The organism is Xanthomonas sp. NCPPB 1325, assembly GCF_041477645.2.
In the GTDB taxonomy this organism is placed as follows: domain Bacteria; phylum Pseudomonadota; class Gammaproteobacteria; order Xanthomonadales; family Xanthomonadaceae; genus Xanthomonas; species Xanthomonas cannabis.
Genome location: NZ_CM192985.1, coordinates 717030 through 735797, shown reverse-complemented (window position 1 = coordinate 735797; position 18768 = coordinate 717030). Strand labels below are relative to the sequence as shown.

The 18768-nt window shown below is 68.1% G+C and carries 17 protein-coding genes and 1 pseudogene; 11 read left to right on the top strand and 7 right to left on the bottom strand.

Annotated features, from left to right (window positions below):
- Positions 1 to 361: 361 nt before the first annotated feature.
- The gene (gene groL, locus ACCQ10_RS02950; RefSeq protein ID WP_039405128.1) at positions 362 to 2002 is read right to left on the bottom strand and encodes a chaperonin GroEL; all 1641 of its coding nucleotides are present in this window, start codon (positions 2000 to 2002) and stop codon (positions 362 to 364) included.
- Positions 2003 to 2136: 134 nt separating this feature from the next.
- Positions 2137 to 2424 (bottom strand): co-chaperone GroES, encoded by a 288-nt coding sequence (locus ACCQ10_RS02945; protein WP_003483210.1) that lies wholly within the window; start codon positions 2422 to 2424, stop codon positions 2137 to 2139.
- A gap of 325 nt (positions 2425 to 2749) precedes the next feature.
- On the opposite strand from ACCQ10_RS02945, the gene ACCQ10_RS02940 reads away from it, so the two are divergent.
- The 7 genes and pseudogenes from ACCQ10_RS02940 to accC all read left to right on the top strand — a co-directional run bounded on the left by ACCQ10_RS02940 (position 2750) and on the right by accC (position 11270).
- On the top strand, positions 2750 to 4543 hold the full coding sequence (locus tag ACCQ10_RS02940) for an endonuclease (RefSeq protein ID WP_372362161.1): 1794 nt from the start codon (positions 2750 to 2752) through the stop codon (positions 4541 to 4543).
- Positions 4544 to 5028: 485 nt separating this feature from the next.
- Entirely contained in the window at positions 5029 to 5361 is a 333-nt protein-coding gene (gene cutA, locus ACCQ10_RS02935) for a divalent-cation tolerance protein CutA (RefSeq protein ID WP_039405072.1), read from the top strand.
- A 5-nt stretch (positions 5362 to 5366) separates the two neighbouring features.
- Entirely contained in the window at positions 5367 to 7691 is a 2325-nt protein-coding gene (locus tag ACCQ10_RS02930; RefSeq protein WP_372362160.1) for a protein-disulfide reductase DsbD family protein, read from the top strand.
- A 300-nt stretch (positions 7692 to 7991) separates the two neighbouring features.
- Positions 7992 to 8358 (top strand): annotated as a pseudogene (locus ACCQ10_RS02925) (prolyl oligopeptidase family serine peptidase); the annotation flags it as partial.
- A gap of 377 nt (positions 8359 to 8735) precedes the next feature.
- Positions 8736 to 9182: a type II 3-dehydroquinate dehydratase gene (aroQ, locus tag ACCQ10_RS02920; RefSeq protein ID WP_349776623.1), complete on the top strand. Its 447-nt coding sequence runs from the start codon at positions 8736 to 8738 to the stop codon at positions 9180 to 9182.
- Positions 9183 to 9279: 97 nt separating this feature from the next.
- Positions 9280 to 9765: an acetyl-CoA carboxylase biotin carboxyl carrier protein gene (gene accB / locus ACCQ10_RS02915; RefSeq protein ID WP_372362159.1), complete on the top strand. Its 486-nt coding sequence runs from the start codon at positions 9280 to 9282 to the stop codon at positions 9763 to 9765.
- A 137-nt stretch (positions 9766 to 9902) separates the two neighbouring features.
- Positions 9903 to 11270, top strand: coding sequence for an acetyl-CoA carboxylase biotin carboxylase subunit (gene accC, locus ACCQ10_RS02910; protein WP_372362158.1), 1368 nt, complete (start codon positions 9903 to 9905; stop codon positions 11268 to 11270).
- 457 nt (positions 11271 to 11727) lie between these two features.
- Here the strand turns inward: accC and ACCQ10_RS02905 are convergent, their stop codons facing one another.
- Positions 11728 to 12093 (bottom strand): hypothetical protein, encoded by a 366-nt coding sequence (locus ACCQ10_RS02905; RefSeq protein ID WP_039405049.1) that lies wholly within the window; start codon positions 12091 to 12093, stop codon positions 11728 to 11730.
- Positions 12090 to 13016 (bottom strand): hypothetical protein, encoded by a 927-nt coding sequence (locus ACCQ10_RS02900; RefSeq protein ID WP_372362157.1) that lies wholly within the window; start codon positions 13014 to 13016, stop codon positions 12090 to 12092. The genes ACCQ10_RS02905 and ACCQ10_RS02900 overlap by 4 nt, the downstream gene beginning before the upstream one ends.
- Before the next feature lie 324 nt (positions 13017 to 13340).
- On the opposite strand from ACCQ10_RS02900, the gene prmA reads away from it, so the two are divergent.
- Complete coding sequence (prmA, locus tag ACCQ10_RS02895) at positions 13341 to 14261, top strand: 50S ribosomal protein L11 methyltransferase (protein ID WP_372362156.1); 921 nt, start codon at positions 13341 to 13343, stop codon at positions 14259 to 14261.
- A 15-nt stretch (positions 14262 to 14276) separates the two neighbouring features.
- On the opposite strand, the gene ACCQ10_RS02890 is transcribed toward prmA, so the two are convergent.
- A complete protein-coding gene (locus ACCQ10_RS02890) occupies positions 14277 to 14768 on the bottom strand; it encodes a hypothetical protein (protein WP_372362155.1) in 492 nt (163 codons plus the stop codon).
- A 149-nt stretch (positions 14769 to 14917) separates the two neighbouring features.
- On the opposite strand from ACCQ10_RS02890, the gene ACCQ10_RS02885 reads away from it, so the two are divergent.
- The 3 genes from ACCQ10_RS02885 to fis all read left to right on the top strand — a co-directional run bounded on the left by ACCQ10_RS02885 (position 14918) and on the right by fis (position 17011).
- Positions 14918 to 15295, top strand: coding sequence for a helix-turn-helix transcriptional regulator (locus tag ACCQ10_RS02885; RefSeq protein WP_039564907.1), 378 nt, complete (start codon positions 14918 to 14920; stop codon positions 15293 to 15295).
- Positions 15296 to 15605: 310 nt separating this feature from the next.
- Positions 15606 to 16622 carry a DUF3426 domain-containing protein gene (locus tag ACCQ10_RS02880; protein ID WP_372362154.1) on the top strand — a complete coding sequence of 339 codons (1017 nt, stop codon included), beginning with the start codon at positions 15606 to 15608 and terminating at the stop codon, positions 16620 to 16622.
- A 116-nt stretch (positions 16623 to 16738) separates the two neighbouring features.
- Complete coding sequence (gene fis, locus ACCQ10_RS02875; protein ID WP_047693382.1) at positions 16739 to 17011, top strand: DNA-binding transcriptional regulator Fis; 273 nt, start codon at positions 16739 to 16741, stop codon at positions 17009 to 17011.
- A gap of 86 nt (positions 17012 to 17097) precedes the next feature.
- Here fis and ACCQ10_RS02870 read toward each other — a convergent pair whose 3' ends face one another.
- Both ACCQ10_RS02870 and ACCQ10_RS02865 read right to left on the bottom strand, forming a co-directional pair.
- Positions 17098 to 18072: a phosphatidate cytidylyltransferase gene (locus ACCQ10_RS02870; protein WP_047693384.1), complete on the bottom strand. Its 975-nt coding sequence runs from the start codon at positions 18070 to 18072 to the stop codon at positions 17098 to 17100.
- Positions 18069 to 18701, bottom strand: a complete 633-nt coding sequence (locus ACCQ10_RS02865) for a lysophospholipid acyltransferase family protein (protein WP_372362153.1) — start codon at positions 18699 to 18701, stop codon at positions 18069 to 18071. The genes ACCQ10_RS02870 and ACCQ10_RS02865 overlap by 4 nt, the downstream gene beginning before the upstream one ends.
- Positions 18702 to 18768 lie beyond the last annotated feature (67 nt).

Sequence of the window (18768 nt, the reverse complement as noted above, 5' to 3'; positions counted from 1 at the left end):
CGACCGCTCGGCGCAAACGCCTGCCCAACGACGCTAGAACTGCGATGACATCGGTGTCAACAGGTTGTCATTTAAGTGTGATTGGCGTCGCGATCTGCGGGCTTTTGCGATGGTGAACACGGTTGGGGCCGCGATCTGGCTGCGCGGGCCGCGTCGACCCTGCGTGGAGCGCACCCGGGCGCGACTGGGCATTCCCGGTAAACGCCCCGTCGCGCCCGGGTGCACTCCTACGGGGTCATGGGGTTGCGTGGACCAGGCACGACCAATCGACGATCGCCTCGTGTGGCATCCACGACCAGACACAAAAGGACCCCGCCTTGCGGCGGGGTCCTTTTGTGCTGCAACAGCCGAATGGCGTGGATCAGAAATCCATGCCGCCCATGCCGCCCATGCCACCGCCGGCCGGCATCGCCGGCTCGTCCTTCTTCGGTGCATCGGCCACCATGGCTTCGGTGGTGATCATCAGGCCGGCGATCGAGGCTGCGTTCTGCAGCGCCGAACGGGTGACCTTGGTCGGATCCAGGATGCCGAACTGCACCATGTCGCCGAACTCGCCGTTGGCCGCGTTGTAGCCGTAGTTACCGGTGCCTTCCTTGACCTTGTTCAGGATCACGGACGGCTCTTCGCCGGCATTGGCCACGATTTCGCGCAGCGGAGCTTCCATGGCGCGCAGGGCGATCTGGATGCCGTGGGTCTGGTCTTCGTTGGCACCGGTCAGGTTGCCGACGGCCACCAGCGCACGCACCAGGGCCACGCCGCCGCCCGGGACCACGCCTTCTTCGACGGCTGCACGGGTGGCGTGCAGGGCGTCTTCGACGCGGGCCTTCTTTTCCTTCATTTCGATTTCGGTCGACGCGCCGACCTTGATCACTGCAACGCCACCGGCAAGCTTGGCCACGCGCTCCTGCAGCTTCTCACGGTCGTAATCGGACGAGGTGTCTTCGATCTGGGTCTTGATCTGGCCGACGCGCGACTCGATCGCGGCCGAATCGCCGGCGCCATCGATGATCGTGGTGTTTTCCTTGGAAACCTGCACCTTCTTGGCGCGGCCCAGGTCCTTGATGGTCGCCTTCTCGAGCGCCAGGCCCACTTCCTCGGAGATCACGGTGCCGCCGGTCAGCACGGCCATGTCTTCCAGCATCGCCTTGCGACGGTCGCCGAAGCCCGGTGCCTTGACGGCCACGACCTTGACGATGCCGCGGATGGTGTTGACCACCAGGGTCGCCAGCGCTTCGCCTTCGACTTCTTCAGCCACGATCAGCAGCGGCTTGCCGGCCTTGGCCACGCCTTCCAGCACGGGCAGCAGGTCACGGACATTGGAGATCTTCTTGTCGTGCAGCAGGATGAACGGGTCGTCCAGGTCGGCCGACTGGCTCTGCTGGTTGTTGATGAAGTACGGGGAGAGGTAGCCGCGATCGAACTGCATGCCCTCGACCACGTCCAGCTCGTTTTCCAGGCCCGAGCCTTCTTCAACGGTGATCACGCCTTCCTTGCCGACCTTCTGCATCGCTTCGGCAATGATGTTGCCGATCGACTCGTCCGAGTTGGCCGAGATGGTGCCGACCTGGGCAATCGCCTTGTCGTCGGTGGTGGGCTTGGAGATGTTCTTCAGCTCGGCGACGGCGGCCTTGACGGCCTGGTCGATACCGCGCTTGAGGTCCATCGGGTTCATGCCGGCGGCCACGGCCTTGGCGCCTTCGCGGATCAGGGCCTGGGCCAGCACGGTGGCGGTGGTGGTGCCGTCGCCGGCGTTGTCGTTGGTCTTGGAAGCGACTTCCTTGACCATCTGCGCGCCCATGTTCTCGAACTTGTCAGCCAGTTCGATTTCCTTGGCGACGGAGACGCCGTCCTTGGTGATGGTCGGCGCGCCGAAGCTCTTCTCGAGCACGACGTTGCGGCCCTTCGGGCCCAGGGTTGCCTTCACGGCATTGGCAAGCACGTTGACGCCACGGACCATGCGGGTACGTGCGTCTTCACCGAAACGAATGTCTTTAGCAGCCATTGTCTGAAACTCCGGGATTTGAAATTGGGGATTGGGGATTGGCTAGAGCGGGTTCCGGGGGGATGCGGGATCAGCTGCGCAAAGCGCACTGACCAATCCCGAATCTCGACTCCCGAATCCCGCCGTCAACGGCTTCAGCCGATGACGGCCAGAATGTCGTCTTCGCGCAGCACCTTGTACTCGACGCCTTCGGACTTGTAGCTGCTGCCGGCGTACTGGCCGTAGATGACCTTGTCGCCAACCTTGACCACCGGCGCGCGCAGGCTGCCGTTGTCCAGGGGCTTGCCGGCGCCGATGGCGACGACTTCACCCTTGGTGGACTTTTCCTTGGCGGAGTCCGGGATCACGATGCCGCCGGCGGAAACTTCGTCGGCTTCGATCGGCTTGACTACAACGCGGTCGTGAAGCGGCTTGATGCTCATAGAGAAAGACCCTCTTAAGTGTTTGATTGGTCTGGAAATTATCGGCGATGTTAGCACTCGCACATGACGACTGCCAGCACAGCGCGCGGAAAAAACCCGACAGAGCGGGTGCGGGCCAGAGATTGTGCTGGGCGAGCGGCTTTCAAGGGCTGGGCGTAAAAAATTTTTCGTCCACCCGGTCTCATCCGGGGGCCAGGACGACTGCGGCGCCCGCTCATTACCAGGCGCGCATCCAGCCACACGCTAGAAATGGAACCAGGTTCCACCGTTTGTCATGCGCACGCTCTACAGTCGGGATCGCATTCCCGATCACAAGGAGCTGTCGATGAGGTTGCCGTCCCGTGTTGTGTCCCTGCGTTGCACCCTGCCCCTGGCCTGCGCGTTCGCGCTGAGCGCCACCGCCGCCCATGCGGCGGTCTTCATCAACGAGCTGCACTACGACGACGCAGGCGCCTCCGGCGACAGCGGCGAAGGCGTGGAAGTGGTGGCCACCGCCGGCGAATCGCTGAGCGGCTACCGCATCTATCTGTACAACGGCAGCGCCCCGAGTGCGGCGACGGTCTACGCCAACACCGCGGTGCCGGCCGGCAGCCTGGTCAGCTGCGGCAGCCAGGTCCGCCTGGCCACCGTGAGCTACGCCAGCAACGGCGTGCAGAACGGGCCCAACGACGGCGTGGCGCTGGTCGACCCCAACGGGCAACTGGTGCAGTTCCTCAGCTACGAAGGCGCCATCACCGGCAGCGGCGGCCCGGCGGCCGGGGTCACCAGCCAGAACCTGCCGGTCAGCGAGAGCAACAGCAGCGCGGTCGGCAGTTCGCTGCAACTCACCGGCACCGGCAGCGCGGCAGCCAACTTCAGCTGGGCCGGCTCGGCGGCGCAGACCTTCGGCGCCTGCAACCGCGGCCAGACCTTCAACGGCGGCGGCGGCGGTGGCGGCACCACCGGTGCGCCGACGATCACCAGCACCACGCCGAGCCAGGGCGCCACCGGCTTCCCGGCGGCCGGCGACCTGGCGGTGGGCTTCAGCGAAGCGGTGACGTTGAGCAGCGGCGCGTTCGCGCTGAGCTGCGCCAGTTCCGGCAACGTGGCACTGAGCTACGCAACGACGGGCACCCGTTTCACCCTGTCCACCAACACCGCCTTGGTCGGCGGCGAGCGCTGCACCCTGGCCATCATCGCCAGCGCCATCCGCGATGCCAGCGGCCTGAGCCCGGCGGCCGGCCAGTCCATCGCCTTCACCGTGGCCACCGCCAGCGGCGGCGCCACCGGCTACTACTCGCGGGTGAACACCACCAGCCCCAGCCAGCTGCGCTGCTCGCTCAACGCCACCATCCGCGGCCACACGGTCTACCCCTACAGCGGCACCGGCACAAACACCTGGACCATCCTGGAGATGGCCGACGAGGACCCCAACAACAGCGGCCGCATCCTGGACGCCTACCGCAACCGCAGCTACGCCAAGGTCAGCGACCGGGCCGGTACCGGCAGCGGGCTGACCTACAACCGCGAGCACACCTGGCCCAACTCGCTGGGCTTCGGCAGCGCCACCGGCGACCGCGGCCTGCCGTATGCGCCCTACACCGACACCCACATGCTGTACCTGACCGACACCACCTTCAACGCCGACCGCGGCAACAAGCCCTATGCCGCCTGCACCAGCAGCTGCGGTGAGCGGGTGACCGAGGTCAACGACGGCAGTGGCGGCGGCAGCGGGCGCTATCCGGGCAATTCCAACTGGGTGCGCACGCCCGACGGCAACGGTGGCACCTTCGAAGTGTGGGGCCGGCGCAAGGGCGACATGGCGCGTGCGGTGATGTACATGGCCATTCGCTACGAAGGCGGCACCGATGCAGCCACCGGGCAGTCCGAGCCGGACCTGGAGCTCACCGACGACCGCAGCCGGATCGTGCAGACCTCGTCTTCGCCCGCGTACATGGGCCTGCTGTCCACGCTGCTGGCCTGGCACCAGGCCGACCCGCCGGACGATGCCGAACGTGCCCGCAACCAGGTGATCTTCAGCTTCCAGGGCAACCGCAACCCGTTCGTGGATCATCCCGAATGGGCCACTGCCGGCCTGTTCACTTCGGCCAAGCCGGCCAGCTGCCAGCTGGCGAACTGAGCTGCACCGGCCCGGCGCGTGATGCGTCGGGCCGGTGGGGTTGGGTCACGCGGAAAACGTACGGCACCTGATGGCGGCCAGGCGCCGGTGCCGACGGCGTGGGTCGCAGCAGGCGACACGCCCTCGATCGGATCCGGCGCTGCTGACTACCGCAGGGCGTGGCGATGCGTCGCCTCCGCACCGACATGCACGCTTTCAAGATCGCCTGGCCAACGCCCCCGGTCTCCTCGCGCTGGGCGAGGTGACCGCCGGGTCACCGGCGCAACGCTCTCCCAACCGTTGTCGGCCGGGCTTCGCATCCGGCCCGCGCTACGCGCCACGGCAAGGCCGGCGCAGTGTGGCAGGTGCTCTGTCGGCCTCACTGCGAAGCTGCACCCCGCACGGCCGCCCTGCCCACCGGCACTGCGAAGGCAGCGAAGTTGACGCCCTGTTCCGGAATCGGCGGTCGATCCACCGCAGGCGGGGCATTACACTGCGCAGCTGCAATGAGCGCCTCTTCCCTCCATCTGTTGTTCAGCACCTGCCCGGATGCCGACAGCGCCGACCGCATCGCGCACGCCTTGCTGGACGAGCGCCTGGCGGCCTGCGTCACCCAGTTGCCCGGCGCGCAATCGCTGTACCGCTGGAACGGCGCCATCGAGCGCAGCACGGAAGTGCAGTTGCTGATCAAGACCTGGGAAGACCGCCTGCCCGACGCCATCGCGCGGCTTCAGGCCTTGCATCCGTATGAACTGCCGGAGGCGGTTGCTGTCCAAGCCAGCGCCGGGCTGCCGGCCTACCTCGATTGGGTCCGGGCCGACACCCGCAAGGAATCCTGACGTCCATGAAGTCTCTGCCCCGCTGGATCGCCCGCTGCGCGCTGCTGGCCGCGCCCTTGTTCGCCGCGCCGCTGGCGCTGGTGGCGCCACCCGCGCAGGCGGTCAGCGAGGCCGACCTGCTGCCGGTGGACCAGGCATTCGCGCTGACTGCCCAGGCCGACAGCCGCGGCAGCATCGCTCTGAACTGGAAGATCGCGCCGGGCTACTACCTGTATCGCCATCGCATCAGCGTCAAATCCGGTCAGGGCTTTTCCGTTGGCGAACTGGCGCTGCCGGAAGGCGAGAGCAAGCACGACGAGTTCTTCGGCCAGGTGCAGACCTACCGCAAGCAGTTGCAGGCCACCCTGGCCGGCAGGGCCGAGCCGGCCCTGAAAACGGCGGTCCTGCAGGTGCAATACCAGGGCTGCGCCGATGCCGGAGTGTGCTACCCGCCGCAGCGGCGCGAGATCCGCGTCGCGCTGCCCGAGGCAGCGGCCGCTGGCGCGACCACCGCCGCACCGCAACGCGAAAACCTGGGCGCGCTGGTGCCGCGCGGCGCGTCGAGTCCGCGCCTGTTCGGCGCCACCGGCCAGGCCGCCGGCGTGGACGCGCTGCCGCTGCCGGCCGAGCAGGCCTTCACCTTCGAGGCCATCGTCGGCGACGGCAACAGCCTGCTGCTGCGCTTTACCCCGGCACCGGGCTATTACCTCTACCGCGACCGCACCTCGCTGGCCGTGGAAGGCAGCACCGGCGTGCGCCCCGGGCTGCCGCGCTGGCCGCAGGGCAAGACCCACCGCGACGAACATTTCGGCGACGTGGTGGTGTATTTCGACCAGGCCGAAGTCACCCTGCCGCTGTTGCGCGAACGCGCCGAGCCGGCGCACGTGACCCTGGTGGCCACCTTCCAGGGCTGCCAGACCGACGGCATCTGCTACCCGCCGATGACCCGCCGCGTGGCGCTCGACCTGCCTGCCGGCACGGTCTCGCCGCAAAACCAGGCGCAGGCCGCGCCGCTGATGATCTCGCCGCTGGCCGCCGGGCAGGCGCCTGCCGACCCCGCGCCCGCCCAAGCCAGCGCCTCTGCGGCGCCGCCGGCTGCCAGTGCCGCGGCCGACAATCCGCAGCGCACCCAGCCGCCACATACGGACAAGGGCCTGCTGGCGATGCTGGCGCTGGCCCTGCTCGGCGGGCTGGTGCTGAACCTCATGCCCTGCGTGCTGCCGATCCTGTCGCTGAAAGTGCTGGGGCTGGCGCACAGCGGCGAGAGCCGCAGCCATGCGCGCAGCCATGCCATCTGGTATTCGCTGGGCGTACTGGTGTCGTTTGCCGCCATCGGCGGGCTGGTGATCGGCCTGCGCGCGGCCGGCCAGGCGGCCGGCTGGGGCTTCCAGCTGCAGCAGCCCTGGTTCGTGGCGGCGCTGGCGTATCTGATGTTCGCGGTGGGCCTGAGCCTGTCGGGGGTGTTCACGCTGGGCAGCAACCTGGGCGGCATCGGCCAGTCGCTGGCCGCGCGCAACGGGCCGCTGGGCGACTTCTTCACCGGCGTGCTGGCCTGCGTGGTCGCCAGCCCCTGCATCGCCCCGTTCATGGGCACCGCGCTGGCCTATGCGTTCACCGCGCCGGCGCTGCTGGCGATGCTGGTGTTCCTGGCGCTGGGCCTGGGCCTGGCGCTGCCGTTCCTGCTGATCGGCTTCGTCCCGTCGCTGGCGCGGCGGCTGCCCACGCCCGGTGCATGGATGGAGACGCTCAAGCAGGTGCTGGCGTTCCCGATGTATCTCACCGCGATCTGGCTGCTGTGGGTGCTGGGCAAGCAGCGCGGGGTGGATGCGCTGGCGTTGATGCTGGTCGGCGCCACCCTGCTGGCGCTGGGCCTGTGGTGCTTCGAGCGCAGCCGCTGGAACAGCCATCGTACCGGCATGCGCCTGGCGGCGGTGATGCTGGTGCTGGCCATCGTGCCGGTGGTCGGCGTCACCCGTCTGCGGCTGCCGGCGGCCACCGCCGCCAGCGAAGGCGTGGTGGCGTTCTCGCCGCAATTGCTGGACCGCCTGCGCGCCGACAACCGCGTGGTGTTCGTCAACATGACCGCCGACTGGTGCGTGACCTGCAAGGCCAACGAAAAGAACGTGCTGAGCAGTGCCGAATTCCGCGACGCCCTGCGCCGCGTCGATGCGGTCTACATGAAAGGCGACTGGACCAACGTCGACCCGGCCATCAGCACCTTCCTCGACCAGCACCAGGCCGTGGGCGTGCCGCTTTACGTGGTGTACGGCCCCGGTGCCCCGCCGGCGATCCTGCCCACGGTGTTGACCGGCGCGATCACCGAGGACGCGCTGCTACGCGCAGCGCGCTGAGGCGGCGGCTTGCGCAGGCACGCTGCCTGAGCGTGCCACGGCGTGGGCGGGCACGCGTGGCGTTTGCGTGCGCCGGCCCGGCTTACGTTGGCACGTGATGCCGGTGCGTAGCGCGCTGGCCGCTGCTGGCAACTGACACGCATTGCCGACTGCCGATTGCCGACGACCACGCAGCGCCGTTGCGACCGCCATGCGCACCTGCCGCGTTGATGCGCCTCATGCGAGTGGCTGGCCATTGGCCGCAGCGACGCCTGCAATGGCAGCGCATCTTCTTGCCATCGGCACGCCGGATGCAGTGTCGAAGACATGGCCGCGATTGCGCAGGACCTGATTGCGCGCAAGGTCACGTCCGCCAGCCACCTGGCCGTGCACGGCGGCAGCAACGGCGGACTGATGGCCGGCAACATGCTGGTCCAGTACCCGCAGCTGTTCGACGCCGTGGTGATCGAGTCGCCGCTGCTGGACATGCGGCGCTACAGCCAATTGCTGGCCGGCGCGTCGTGGATGGAAGAGTACGGCAACCCGGACACTGCCGACTGGGCGTTCATCCGCACCTTCTCTCCCTACCATCTGTTCGATCCGGGCACGTCCTACCCTCCCACGATGATCGCAACCTCCACCCGCGACGACCGCGTCCACCCAGGGCACGCGCGCAAGATGGGGGCGATACGAGCGACGCCCTGCGTGGACACCGGAGCTTGTAGCCGCATCACCGGAGACGAGCGGACTGCTGCACGGGCACAGAACGCCGACATGCGGCAGGAGACGATGCGGGTGTGACGGCCGCGGTGCGATTGCCTGGCTGTCATCAGCGCGCAACGGCGTGACAATCATGAATACAGGCTGCCGCCGCCAGCCTCGCTCCGGTGCAGGTGTCGGGCCCGGTGCAACTGCCCTTGCGGGCGCCAATGCCCGCCGCCACTGGCGCGGCACGCGCACGCCGCAGAAATTCAATCGATCGTTTAAAACAGCTATAACTTCTGCTATCTGGACAGCATCGCCAGCATCGCGCAGACTTCCGGCCTTTCCGCTGCGCTGGATGTCATGGCCCACCTGCTGCTGTTGCACGGCCCCAACCTCAACCTGCTCGGTACCCGCGAGCCGGAGGTCTATGGGCGCACCACGCTGGCGCAGATCGATGCGGCCCTGGTGGACCGTGCGCAGGCCGCCGGGCATGCGCTGGCCTGCCTGCAATCCAACGCCGAGCACGTGCTGGTGGAGCGCATCCACGCCGCGCGCGAGGACGGCACCGCCTACATCCTGATCAACCCGGCCGCCTTCACCCACACCTCGGTGGCGCTGCGCGACGCGCTGCTGGGTGTGGGCCTGCCGTTCGTGGAAATCCATCTGTCCAATCCGCATGCGCGCGAGCCGTTCCGTCACCACAGCTACCTCAGCGACAAGGCCGACGGCGTCATCTGCGGCTTTGGCGCAGACAGCTACCGGCTGGCGCTGGAAGCGGTGATCGCGCGGCTGGAGCGCGCGCCATGACCCTTGCCGTCCCGGGCTCGGCGACCACGCCGACGGCCTGACCCCATTCCGCCGGCATCCGCCGGCACTCTCCACCGATTCACCTCAAGAGGCCCTTATGGATCTCCGCAAAATCAAGAAACTGATCGACCTGCTCGAAGAATCCAATCTCGCCGAAATCGAGATCAAGGAAGGCGAAGAAAGCGTGCGCCTGGCGCGCGTGCCCAAGGGCACCCAGGTGATGAGCGCACCGGTGCAGCAGTACGCACCCGCCCCGGCCGCCGCGCCGGCGGCGGCGGCCAGCATGCCGATGCAGTCGCCCACCGAGGCCTCCACCGGCGGCGCCAAGCAGGCGGCCGCGCTGCCCGAGGGCCACGTGCTGCGCGCGCCGATGGTCGGCACGTTCTACACCTCGCCCTCGCCGGACAAGCCGGCGTTCGTCACCGTGGGCCAGGCGGTCAAGGCCGGCGACACCCTGGCGATCATCGAAGCGATGAAGATGTTCAACCCGATCGAAGCCGACGTCTCCGGCACCGTCGTCGCCATCCTCGGCGAAACCGGCCAGCCGGTGGAGTTCGATCAGCCGTTGTTTGTCATCGACTGATTTGCCGGGACCCGGGACCCGGGACCCGGGACCCGGAAGAGCAAGGGCTGCGATGAAAACTGCAGCCGGTTGCTTTTTCGAGTCCCGGGTCCCGGGTCCCGGGTCCCGAACATCACCCTGCGTTCGGAACTTTTCCCATGCTCGATAAAGTCGTCATTGCCAACCGAGGTGAAATCGCGCTGCGCATCCTGCGCGCGTGCCACACGCTCGGCATCCGCACGGTCGCGGTGCATTCCACGGTCGACCGCAACCTCAAGCACGTCGCCATGGCCGATGAGTCGGTGTGTATCGGCCCGGCCGCGTCCAGCGACAGTTACCTCAACATCCCGGCGTTGATCGCCGCGGCCGAGGTGACCGATGCGCAGGCCATCCATCCCGGGTACGGCTTCTTGTCGGAAAACGCCGACTTTGCCGAGCGCGTGGAAGAATCCGGCTTCATCTTCATCGGGCCCAAGGCCGACACCATCCGCCTGATGGGCGACAAGGTCGAAGCGATCCGCGCGATGAAGGCCGCCGGCGTGCCATGCGTGCCCGGCTCGGGCGGCCCGCTCGGCGATGACATCATCGCCAATACCAAGATCGCGCGCGAGATCGGCTACCCGGTGATCATCAAGGCCGCCGGCGGCGGCGGCGGGCGCGGCATGCGCGTGGTGCATTCAGAGGCGGCGCTCAAGGCCGCGATCGAAACCACCAAGTCCGAAGCCAAGGCCGCTTTCAGCAACGATCAGGTCTACATGGAGAAGTTCCTGGAAAATCCACGCCACGTGGAAATCCAGGTGCTGGCCGACGGCCAGGGCGGTGCGATCCATCTGGGCGAACGCGATTGCTCGATGCAGCGCCGTCACCAGAAAGTGGTGGAAGAAGCGCCGGCACCGGGCATCACCGAAGAACTGCGCAACGAGATCGGCAAGGTCTGCGTGGATGCGTGCATCCGCATCGGCTACCGCGGCGCGGGCACCTTCGAATTCCTGTTCGAAGGCGGACGTTTCTACTTCATCGAAATGAACACCCGTATCCAGGTGGAGCATCCGGTGACCGAGCGCATCACCGGCATCGACCTGGTGTGCGAGCAGCTGCGCATCGCCGCCGGCCACAAGCTCAGCATCAAGCAGAGCGACATCGTGCTGCGCGGGCATGCGATCGAGTGCCGCATCAACGCCGAGGATCCGGAAACCTTCATGCCCAACCCGGGCCTGATCACCGCCTTCCATCCGCCCGGTGGCCCGGGTGTGCGCGTGGATACGCACATCTACGCCGGCTACAAGGTGCCGCCGAACTACGACTCGATGATCGGCAAGCTGATCGTGCATGGCCCCGATCGCGAAACCGCGATCGCACGCATGCGCGTGGCGTTGAGCGAGATGGTGGTGGACGGCATCAAGACCAACATCCCGCTGCAGCAGCGCATCATGCGCGACAAGGGCTTCCAGGCCGGCGGGCAGAACATCCACTACCTGGAAAAGCGCCTGGCCGAGCGCAAGAACAAGTCGATCGCACTGACCTGATCGCAAGCGCCATGGCAACGAAAAAGCCCGGGGAACCGGGCTTTTTCGTTGCACCCTGGTGCATCGCGCCGCGACTGCGTCGCACCGACGGCCGGTCATGCGCAGGAGCGCACCCGGGCGCGACCAGGCTTTATCGCTAGATCCGGTCGCGCCCGGGTGCGCTCCTACGCAATCCGCGGGTGCGAGGCCTGGAGGCCGAAAGCCATTGCCGGATCCGATGTGCTTTTGCGTTGCGGTGCGTCGCGCCGGCAGTGCCTCACGCAGGCCATGCACGCGGCTGGACGACACCCCACACCGGCAAACCATGCCACCAGTCGACCTGTACGTAGGAGCGCACCCGGGCGCGACAGCGCTTTATCGGCGGAACCTCGTCGCGCCCGGGTGCGCTCCTACGGGATCCAGGGTGCTGCCGGGTCCGCTGCGCAGATCGTCCGTCGTCCGCGCGGATACGCACCGTTCAACGCCGCGGCGCAGGCGCCTGCTGGCTGCCCGGTACCGGCACGATGCCGCTGGCCGATGACGGGTCGACCACGGTCATGGTTTCGGTGGAACCGTCCGGCCAGACCACCTGAAAGGTCGAGCCGGCCGGCAAGGTGGAAAACGGCATGGCGCTGCTCGCGCGGTACAGCGCGGCGACCTGGCTTGCGCCGTGCCGTCGCTGCTGTTCGTCGGCGGTGACGCTGGTGGACTTCACCGACAGCGGCTGGTAGCGGTGATCGGCGGTATCGATCATCACGATGCCCACCGCCGCGGCCGAATACGCCACGAATAGGGCAACCCAGAACCAGAACTTGGCGCCATGCGCCAACCGACGGTAATTCATGACTGTGCTCCCGGATCGGACACCAATGTATCGACCATCTCATCCACCCTGTCTGCTCCCTGCCGCGGCACCGCGGCGTCGAATACGAACGACACGAAATCCTGCGCGCCGGCGCGCGAGCAGATGCCCGCGTTGGCGCAATAACTGGTGACCAGCGTGCTGTCGGCACTGCAGTCCAGGCCCAGCCGACACGCCGCCACCTGCCAGGCCAGTTCGGCGAACTGATCGCCGGCCACATAACCGTCCAGACTGTCATCGCCGCTGGCGCGCGCGCCCATCGCCGGTGCCAGGGCCAGATAGGCCTCCGGGTCGCGCGAGGCCAGCACACGCCGCACCAGCGTGCGCTTGTAGGCCGGGGTGGCCTGCAGGGGTTCGCCCAGCGCGAGCAGGGCGGCCTCGGCGGCCAGGCTGCCGGCGCGCGCCGCGCGCAGGCGTTGCTGCGCCACCAGCCGCGGGCTCAGGCCGTCGCTGGGCGCGAAACCGGCGCAGCGCTGCGCCACCCGGTCGCGCGCGGCATGCATGGCCGCCACGCCCGGCGTGGCGTGCGCGGCGATCCACGCGCTGTCGGCGGCATAGCCGGCCGGGCTGGCGGCATACGGTGCGCAGTAATCGTAGACCCGGCTCAAGCGCCAGCCGGCCTGCGCATCGCCGGCCTGCACGCGTTGCTGCAGGTGCTGCGCGTAGCGATACAGATCCGGCTGTGCATCCACCGCATCGCGATCACGCAACCGCAATGCCGTGCCACGTTCGAAGGCCGCATGCACCGGCCGCGTGGCGACGGCCGGCTGCGTGACGGCAGTGGCCGGCGCGGTGGTCGTGGTGGCTGGCGTGGCCGGATGCGCACGCACATGCCACCAGCCCGCCGCCGCAAGCGCGACGGGAGCGAGCAACAGCCAGAGATGGCGGGCACGAGCAAGCGGCATGACAGCGGCAACCAGCGGCGGAAACGCCCGCAGCGACGGCGCGGAGTCTAGCACCCGGTTGCACGGGCCATCGCGGCCTGGCGAACGCTGCCACGGCTGCTCGCGCGGCGACGAACAGCGCCGGGCGCAGATGACTGGGTCGCACGCAGTAGGCACGCAGTGCCGGAGGCAGATGCAACGCAGATGGCAGCGGCACACGCGGCCATATCGCCGCAACCGCCGCGCTGGGTCGCCGCTACCAGTCGCGGCGCATGACCAACTGCACGGCAGCCGGCCTGCGCGAATGGTCTACGATGCACGCCTTCATTGTTACCGACTGCCACGATGCCGTTTCTTCAACTGACCCTGCCCTGCACCGATGCCGATCAGCCCCGTTTCCAGACCGCCATGGAGGAAGTCGGCGCGCTGGCGGTGACCTCGCTCGACGGCAACGACGATGGCAGCAATAGCCACGCCATCCTGGAACCGGGCGTCGGCGAAACCCCGTTGTGGAAGGAGCTGGAGTTGACCGCGCTGTTCGACAGCGAGAGCGACCCGCTGCAGGTCCTGGCCGCGCTGGATGCGTTCGACCCGGAACTGGACTGGAGCCAGGTGTCGTTTCGCATGGTCGAAGACAGCGACTGGATCCGCGCGTGGATGGACCTGTTCAAGCCGATGCAGTTCGGCACGCGCACCTTCATCGTGCCCTGGGATCAGGCGTTGCCCGAAGCGGCCAGCACGCCGGAAGCGGCCGTGGTGCGGCTGGACCCGGGCCTGGCCTACGGCTCGGGCGCCAGCCCGACCACCGCGCTGTGTCTGCGCTGGCTCGACAGCCTGGGCAGCAGTGGCGTGCTGCGCGATGCGCGCGTGCTCGATTTCGGCTGCGGCTCGGGCATCCTGGCGCTGGCCGCGCTCAAGCTGGGCGCGGCCAGCGCGGTGGGCGTGGACAACGACCCGCAGGCGCTGCTGGCCACCGCCGAGAATGCCGAGCGCAATGGCCTTCAGGCGCAACTGACCGCCTGCATGCCGGAGGATGAGCCGGTGCAGACCTATTCGGTGGTGGTGGCCAACATTCTGGCGACGTCGCTGGACGCACTGGCCGAGCTGCTGGCCGCACGCGTGGCGCCGGGTGGACGCTTTGCGATGTCCGGCATCCTGCAGGGGCAGGAAGACGAACTGCTGGAGCGCTACGCGCCGTGGTTCGAGCAGTTGCGCTGCGAACGCGAAGAAGACTGGATCCGCATCGACGGCATCCGCCGCCACTGAGCCGGCCGGGCGGGTTCACCGCTGCGCCCGGCCGGCGCGGATCTGCGCGGTGGTCAGCGCATCGTTCACGCTGATCGCGCGCAGGCGGGTCACCGCCTGCCAGCCGCTGCGCTGCAATGCCTGATTGCGCCAGCGCCCGGCCTGCAGCCCGGCGACCACGCGCAGCGCGAGCTCGGCCACCAGCAGCGCGGCCCAGCCGCCTGCTACCCACGGCGGCGCGCCAGCGAGCGCCACTCCCACGGCGATGGTGGCCAGCAGCATCCCGCTCGTCAGCAGCGGCCAATACCGGTAACGCAGCGCCCAGCCCCGTGGTGCCAGCGCCGCTGACCAGTGCACGCCCTCGGCGACGGCGGTCCAGTCCTGCCCGCGCCGCCAGACCTGGTAGACGGCCGCCCCGCGGAAGCGTTGGACCGACGGATCCAGCGGCGAATCGGCGGGCCACCGCGTGCTGGCGGGTGGGCATTGATCGCCGGTGGGCCGGGATTTCGGAGTGACAGGCTCGACCATGAACTTCCTCCTTGAGTTCGCTGTGATCTCTTCATCGACGTCTCACCGACAGTATCGCAAACATATGCCTATATGAAAGTTATACGAACTATCCCCGAGGGCTGCTAGGGCTATATCTCCCGGCCCCGTCTGCCTTCCATCGGTGCCGTGTGAGCAAGCTGTACGAACGAGTACGCGAAGCCCGCAGCTTCACCAAGCTGACCCAGGAAGCCCTGGCCGGCGAGCTGGGCGTCACCCGCAGCGCGGTGGCCCAGTGGGAAATGGCCGAAGGTACCGCGCCGTCGGTGGAGAACCTGATCGGCCTGGCCAGGCGCAGCGGCATGGCCTTCGAATACCTGGCCACCGGCCGCGGCGAGCGTGTGTTCGGCCCGCCGGTCCCGGCCATCGCCGAAGAACCTGCCCAGTACCGCCGCCTGGATGACCAGCAACGCGTGCTGCTGGCCCGCTTCGACACCCTGGCACCGCGCCAGCGCAGCGGGCTGCTGGATCTGTTGCTGGCCGAGGGCAAGACGCGGCGGCGGCGCTGAGTTTCGGGATTCGGGATTCGGGATTCGGGATTCGGGATTCGGGATTCGGGATTCGGGAGTCGGGAGTCGGGAGTCGGGAGTCGGGAGTCGGGAATCGGGAATCGGGAATCGGGAGTCGGCGGCAGCGGCAGCGGCAGCGTGGTTGTCGCACTGCTCGTTGTGCCAGGGAGCGGATGCGGTAGCTGAGGTCGCTGCAGGCAGCGACTGCGCGCTGCCACCTGCACCGTGGCGTTGCCCGGGCTGATGCATCCAGGTTCGCCGGCCGCTGCGCGCGTGGTTGAATAGCGCTCTTCCCGCTGCACGCCTGCCGATGTCCCAGACCCCGCCACCGCGCCGCCCGCTGGCCACCTTCCTGCGGGCAACCCCGCCCGCCGCGCCGACCTTAATTCCGACGCCGACGGTGCCCGCCGCCGAGCCGCCGGAGCAGGTATTGCCGGTGCCGGTGCCGGCGCCCGCGCTGCCGCCCGCACCCGCACAGCCGGTGGTGCCGCCACCGCCGGCACCGGTCATCTCCGCACCGGCTGCGCCGGTGCCCGGCCTGCCGGCCAACCAGCCCAGCCGCGCGCCGGCAGCGCCGCACGAACCCAGCACTGCACATGCAGACGCCGAACCGGACCATGTCGCAGGCACGCCAGGCATGCACGGCGCTGCGGATGCCGCGGTCGGTACCGCAGACCGGCCCGATGCGCCCGATGCCGATCTCCCGGCCCCCCCCGCTGCCGAGGCCGACCCCACCGCACAGGCCGACATCGCCACCAGCGACGCAGGCGATCCGGCCTCCCCTGCATCGCCGTTCCACCCACTGCCCGCTGTCGCGGCTCCCACGTTTGCACGCCGGGGGTTCGCCCGCCCGCGCCTGCGCGCCAGCGGCCGGCAGTGGGCGGTGTTGATCGGCCTGGTGGCGCTGCTGGGGCTGCAGATCGTCGTTGCCGACCGTGCCCAGCTGGCCGGCAACGCGCGCTGGCGCCCGCTGGTCAGCGCGGCCTGCACGCTGGCGCGCTGCACGTTGCCGGCCTGGCGCGAACCGGCCGCGCTGACCCTGCTCACCCGCGATGTGCGTCCGCTGCCCGGCGCGGCGGGAGTGCTGCAGGTCCAGGCCAGTTTCCGCAACGATGCACGCTGGGCACAGGCCTGGCCGTGGCTGCAGCTGTCGTTGTCCGATGCCGACGGACGGGTGATCGGTACCCGCGTGCTGACACCGCAGGAGTATCTGGGCAAGGCGCCGGCCGCGCAGGACACGCTTGCGCCGGGCCAGGCGGTGCAGGTGGCGTTTGCGGTGCGCGAACCGGCCGCAAGCACGGCCGCCTTCAGTTTCGACTTCCGCTAAGCGGACGCGACCCGCACTCGCCGCGCACATGGGCGTGGCGAGCGGTGAGGTCACGCGCTAGACTCACTCCCCCTCGCCGGCCACGCGTCCCGGCTTCGTGACACTGGGAACTTCCTTTGAACGCAGCCTCCTCCCGTCCTGACACCAGTCGTGGCGCCCCCAAGTCGCCCCTGCGCGAACACGTGGCGCAGTCCGTGCGCCGTTATCTGCGCGACCTGGATGGCAGCGACGCGGACGATGTGTACGAGATCGTGCTGCGCGAAATGGAAATCCCGTTGTTCGTCGAAGTGCTCAACCACTGCGAAGGCAACCAGAGCCGCGCCGCGGCGATGCTGGGCATTCACCGGGCGACCTTGCGCAAGAAGTTGAAAGAGTACGGGCTGACCTAAGCCGGGAATCGGGATTGCGGAATCGGGAATCGTAAGCGCGGCGCTGCATCGCTGATGGGCGACGTGCGCGATGGTGGGCTGCGGCCTTACGCCCACCCGTAGCGAATCAGGTGGAAAAACACCGGCGCGGCGAAGCACACCGAGTCCAGGCGATCGAGCACGCCACCGTGGCCTTCGATCATGTGGCCCCAGTCCTTGATGCCGCGATCGCGCTTGATCGCCGACATCACCAGCCCGCCGAAAAAGCCCATCAGGTTGGCGACCAGCGCCAGCCCGAACGCGTGCCACGGCGCAAACGGGGTGATCCACCACAGCGCCATGCCGAGCAGGCTGGCCGACAGCACGCCGCCGATGAAGCCTTCCACCGTCTTGGACGGCGACAGCTTCGGCGCGATCAGATGGCGGCCGGCCAGCTTGCCCCAGACGTACTGCAGCACGTCCGACGATTGCACCACGATGACCAGGAACGCGATCAGCAGCAGATTGCGCCCGGCGTACCCGGGAATGTCCAGGTTCAACAACGCGGGCACGTGCGAAATGCAGAACACGCAGATCATCAGCCCCCACTGCACCTTGGCCGTGCGTTCCAGATAGCCGGTGGTATCACCACCGATGGTGGCCAGGATCGGCAGCACCAGGAACGCGTACACCGGGATCAGCAAGGTGTACATGCCGTACCAGCCGGTCCACACCAGCCCGTATTGCCACGGCAGCACGATGTAGAACGCGGCCAGCAGCGCGTAGTAATCGCCGCGCCGCGTGGGGGTCAGGGTGATGAACTCGCGCAGCGCAAACAACGACACCAGCGCGAACAGCCCGATGACGCCGGCGCGGCCGAACACGAACGCAATGCCGACCACCGCCGCCATCACCCACCATGCGCGGATGCGTGCGACCAGGTTGTCCAGCACCGCACTCGGGCGTTCGCGCGCACGCCAGCGCAGCGTCTCGGAAATCAGCGTGGCAATCACCAGTACCAGCGCAATGCCGCTGAACAACCACAGCGTCTGCTGATGCATCGAAGACTGCTGCAGCTGCCCGCTGAACACATAAGGATTCATGCGCGCGCCTCCAGTTGCTCCGGCGACAACGCCAGCAGCGCCACGCGTGCGCGTGCCAGGAACGCATCCTTGTCCTCATCGGCGCCCAGCCGCAACGGCGCCCCGAAGGTGGTGGTGCACAACAGCGGCAACGGCAGCCACTTGCCCTTGGGCATCACGCGCTTGAGGTTGTCGATCCACACCGGCACGAACTCCAGTTCCGGGCGTTGCCGCGCCAGGTGATACAGCCCGCTCTTGAACGGCAGCACGCCTTCGTCCGGGTTGCGGGTGCCTTCGGGAAACAGGATCAACGAATCGCCGGCGTCCACTGCATCGCACAGGCATTGGATCGGGTCGCGGGTGCGCTGCGCGGCATCGCGCTCGATCAACACACCGTTGAACACCGCGTGGATCAGGTAGCGGCGCAGTGCAGTGCGCTGCCAGTAATCGGCAGCAGCGACCGGACGCACGGTATGCCGCAGGCTGGCCGGCAGCGACGACCAGATCAGCACGAAATCGCCGTGGCTTGCGTGATTGCCGTAATACACGCTGCGTTCGTTGGAGGGCGCACACCCACGCCACAGCGCACGCGCGCCGGTCAGGGTACGAATGGCGCCGCTGCAGGCACGCGCGATCAAACGGGCAATCATGTCCACTCCAATGCGCGCACGGGTGTGCGCAGCGCTACCTTTACGATCGGTGCTGCAGCGGCGGGCG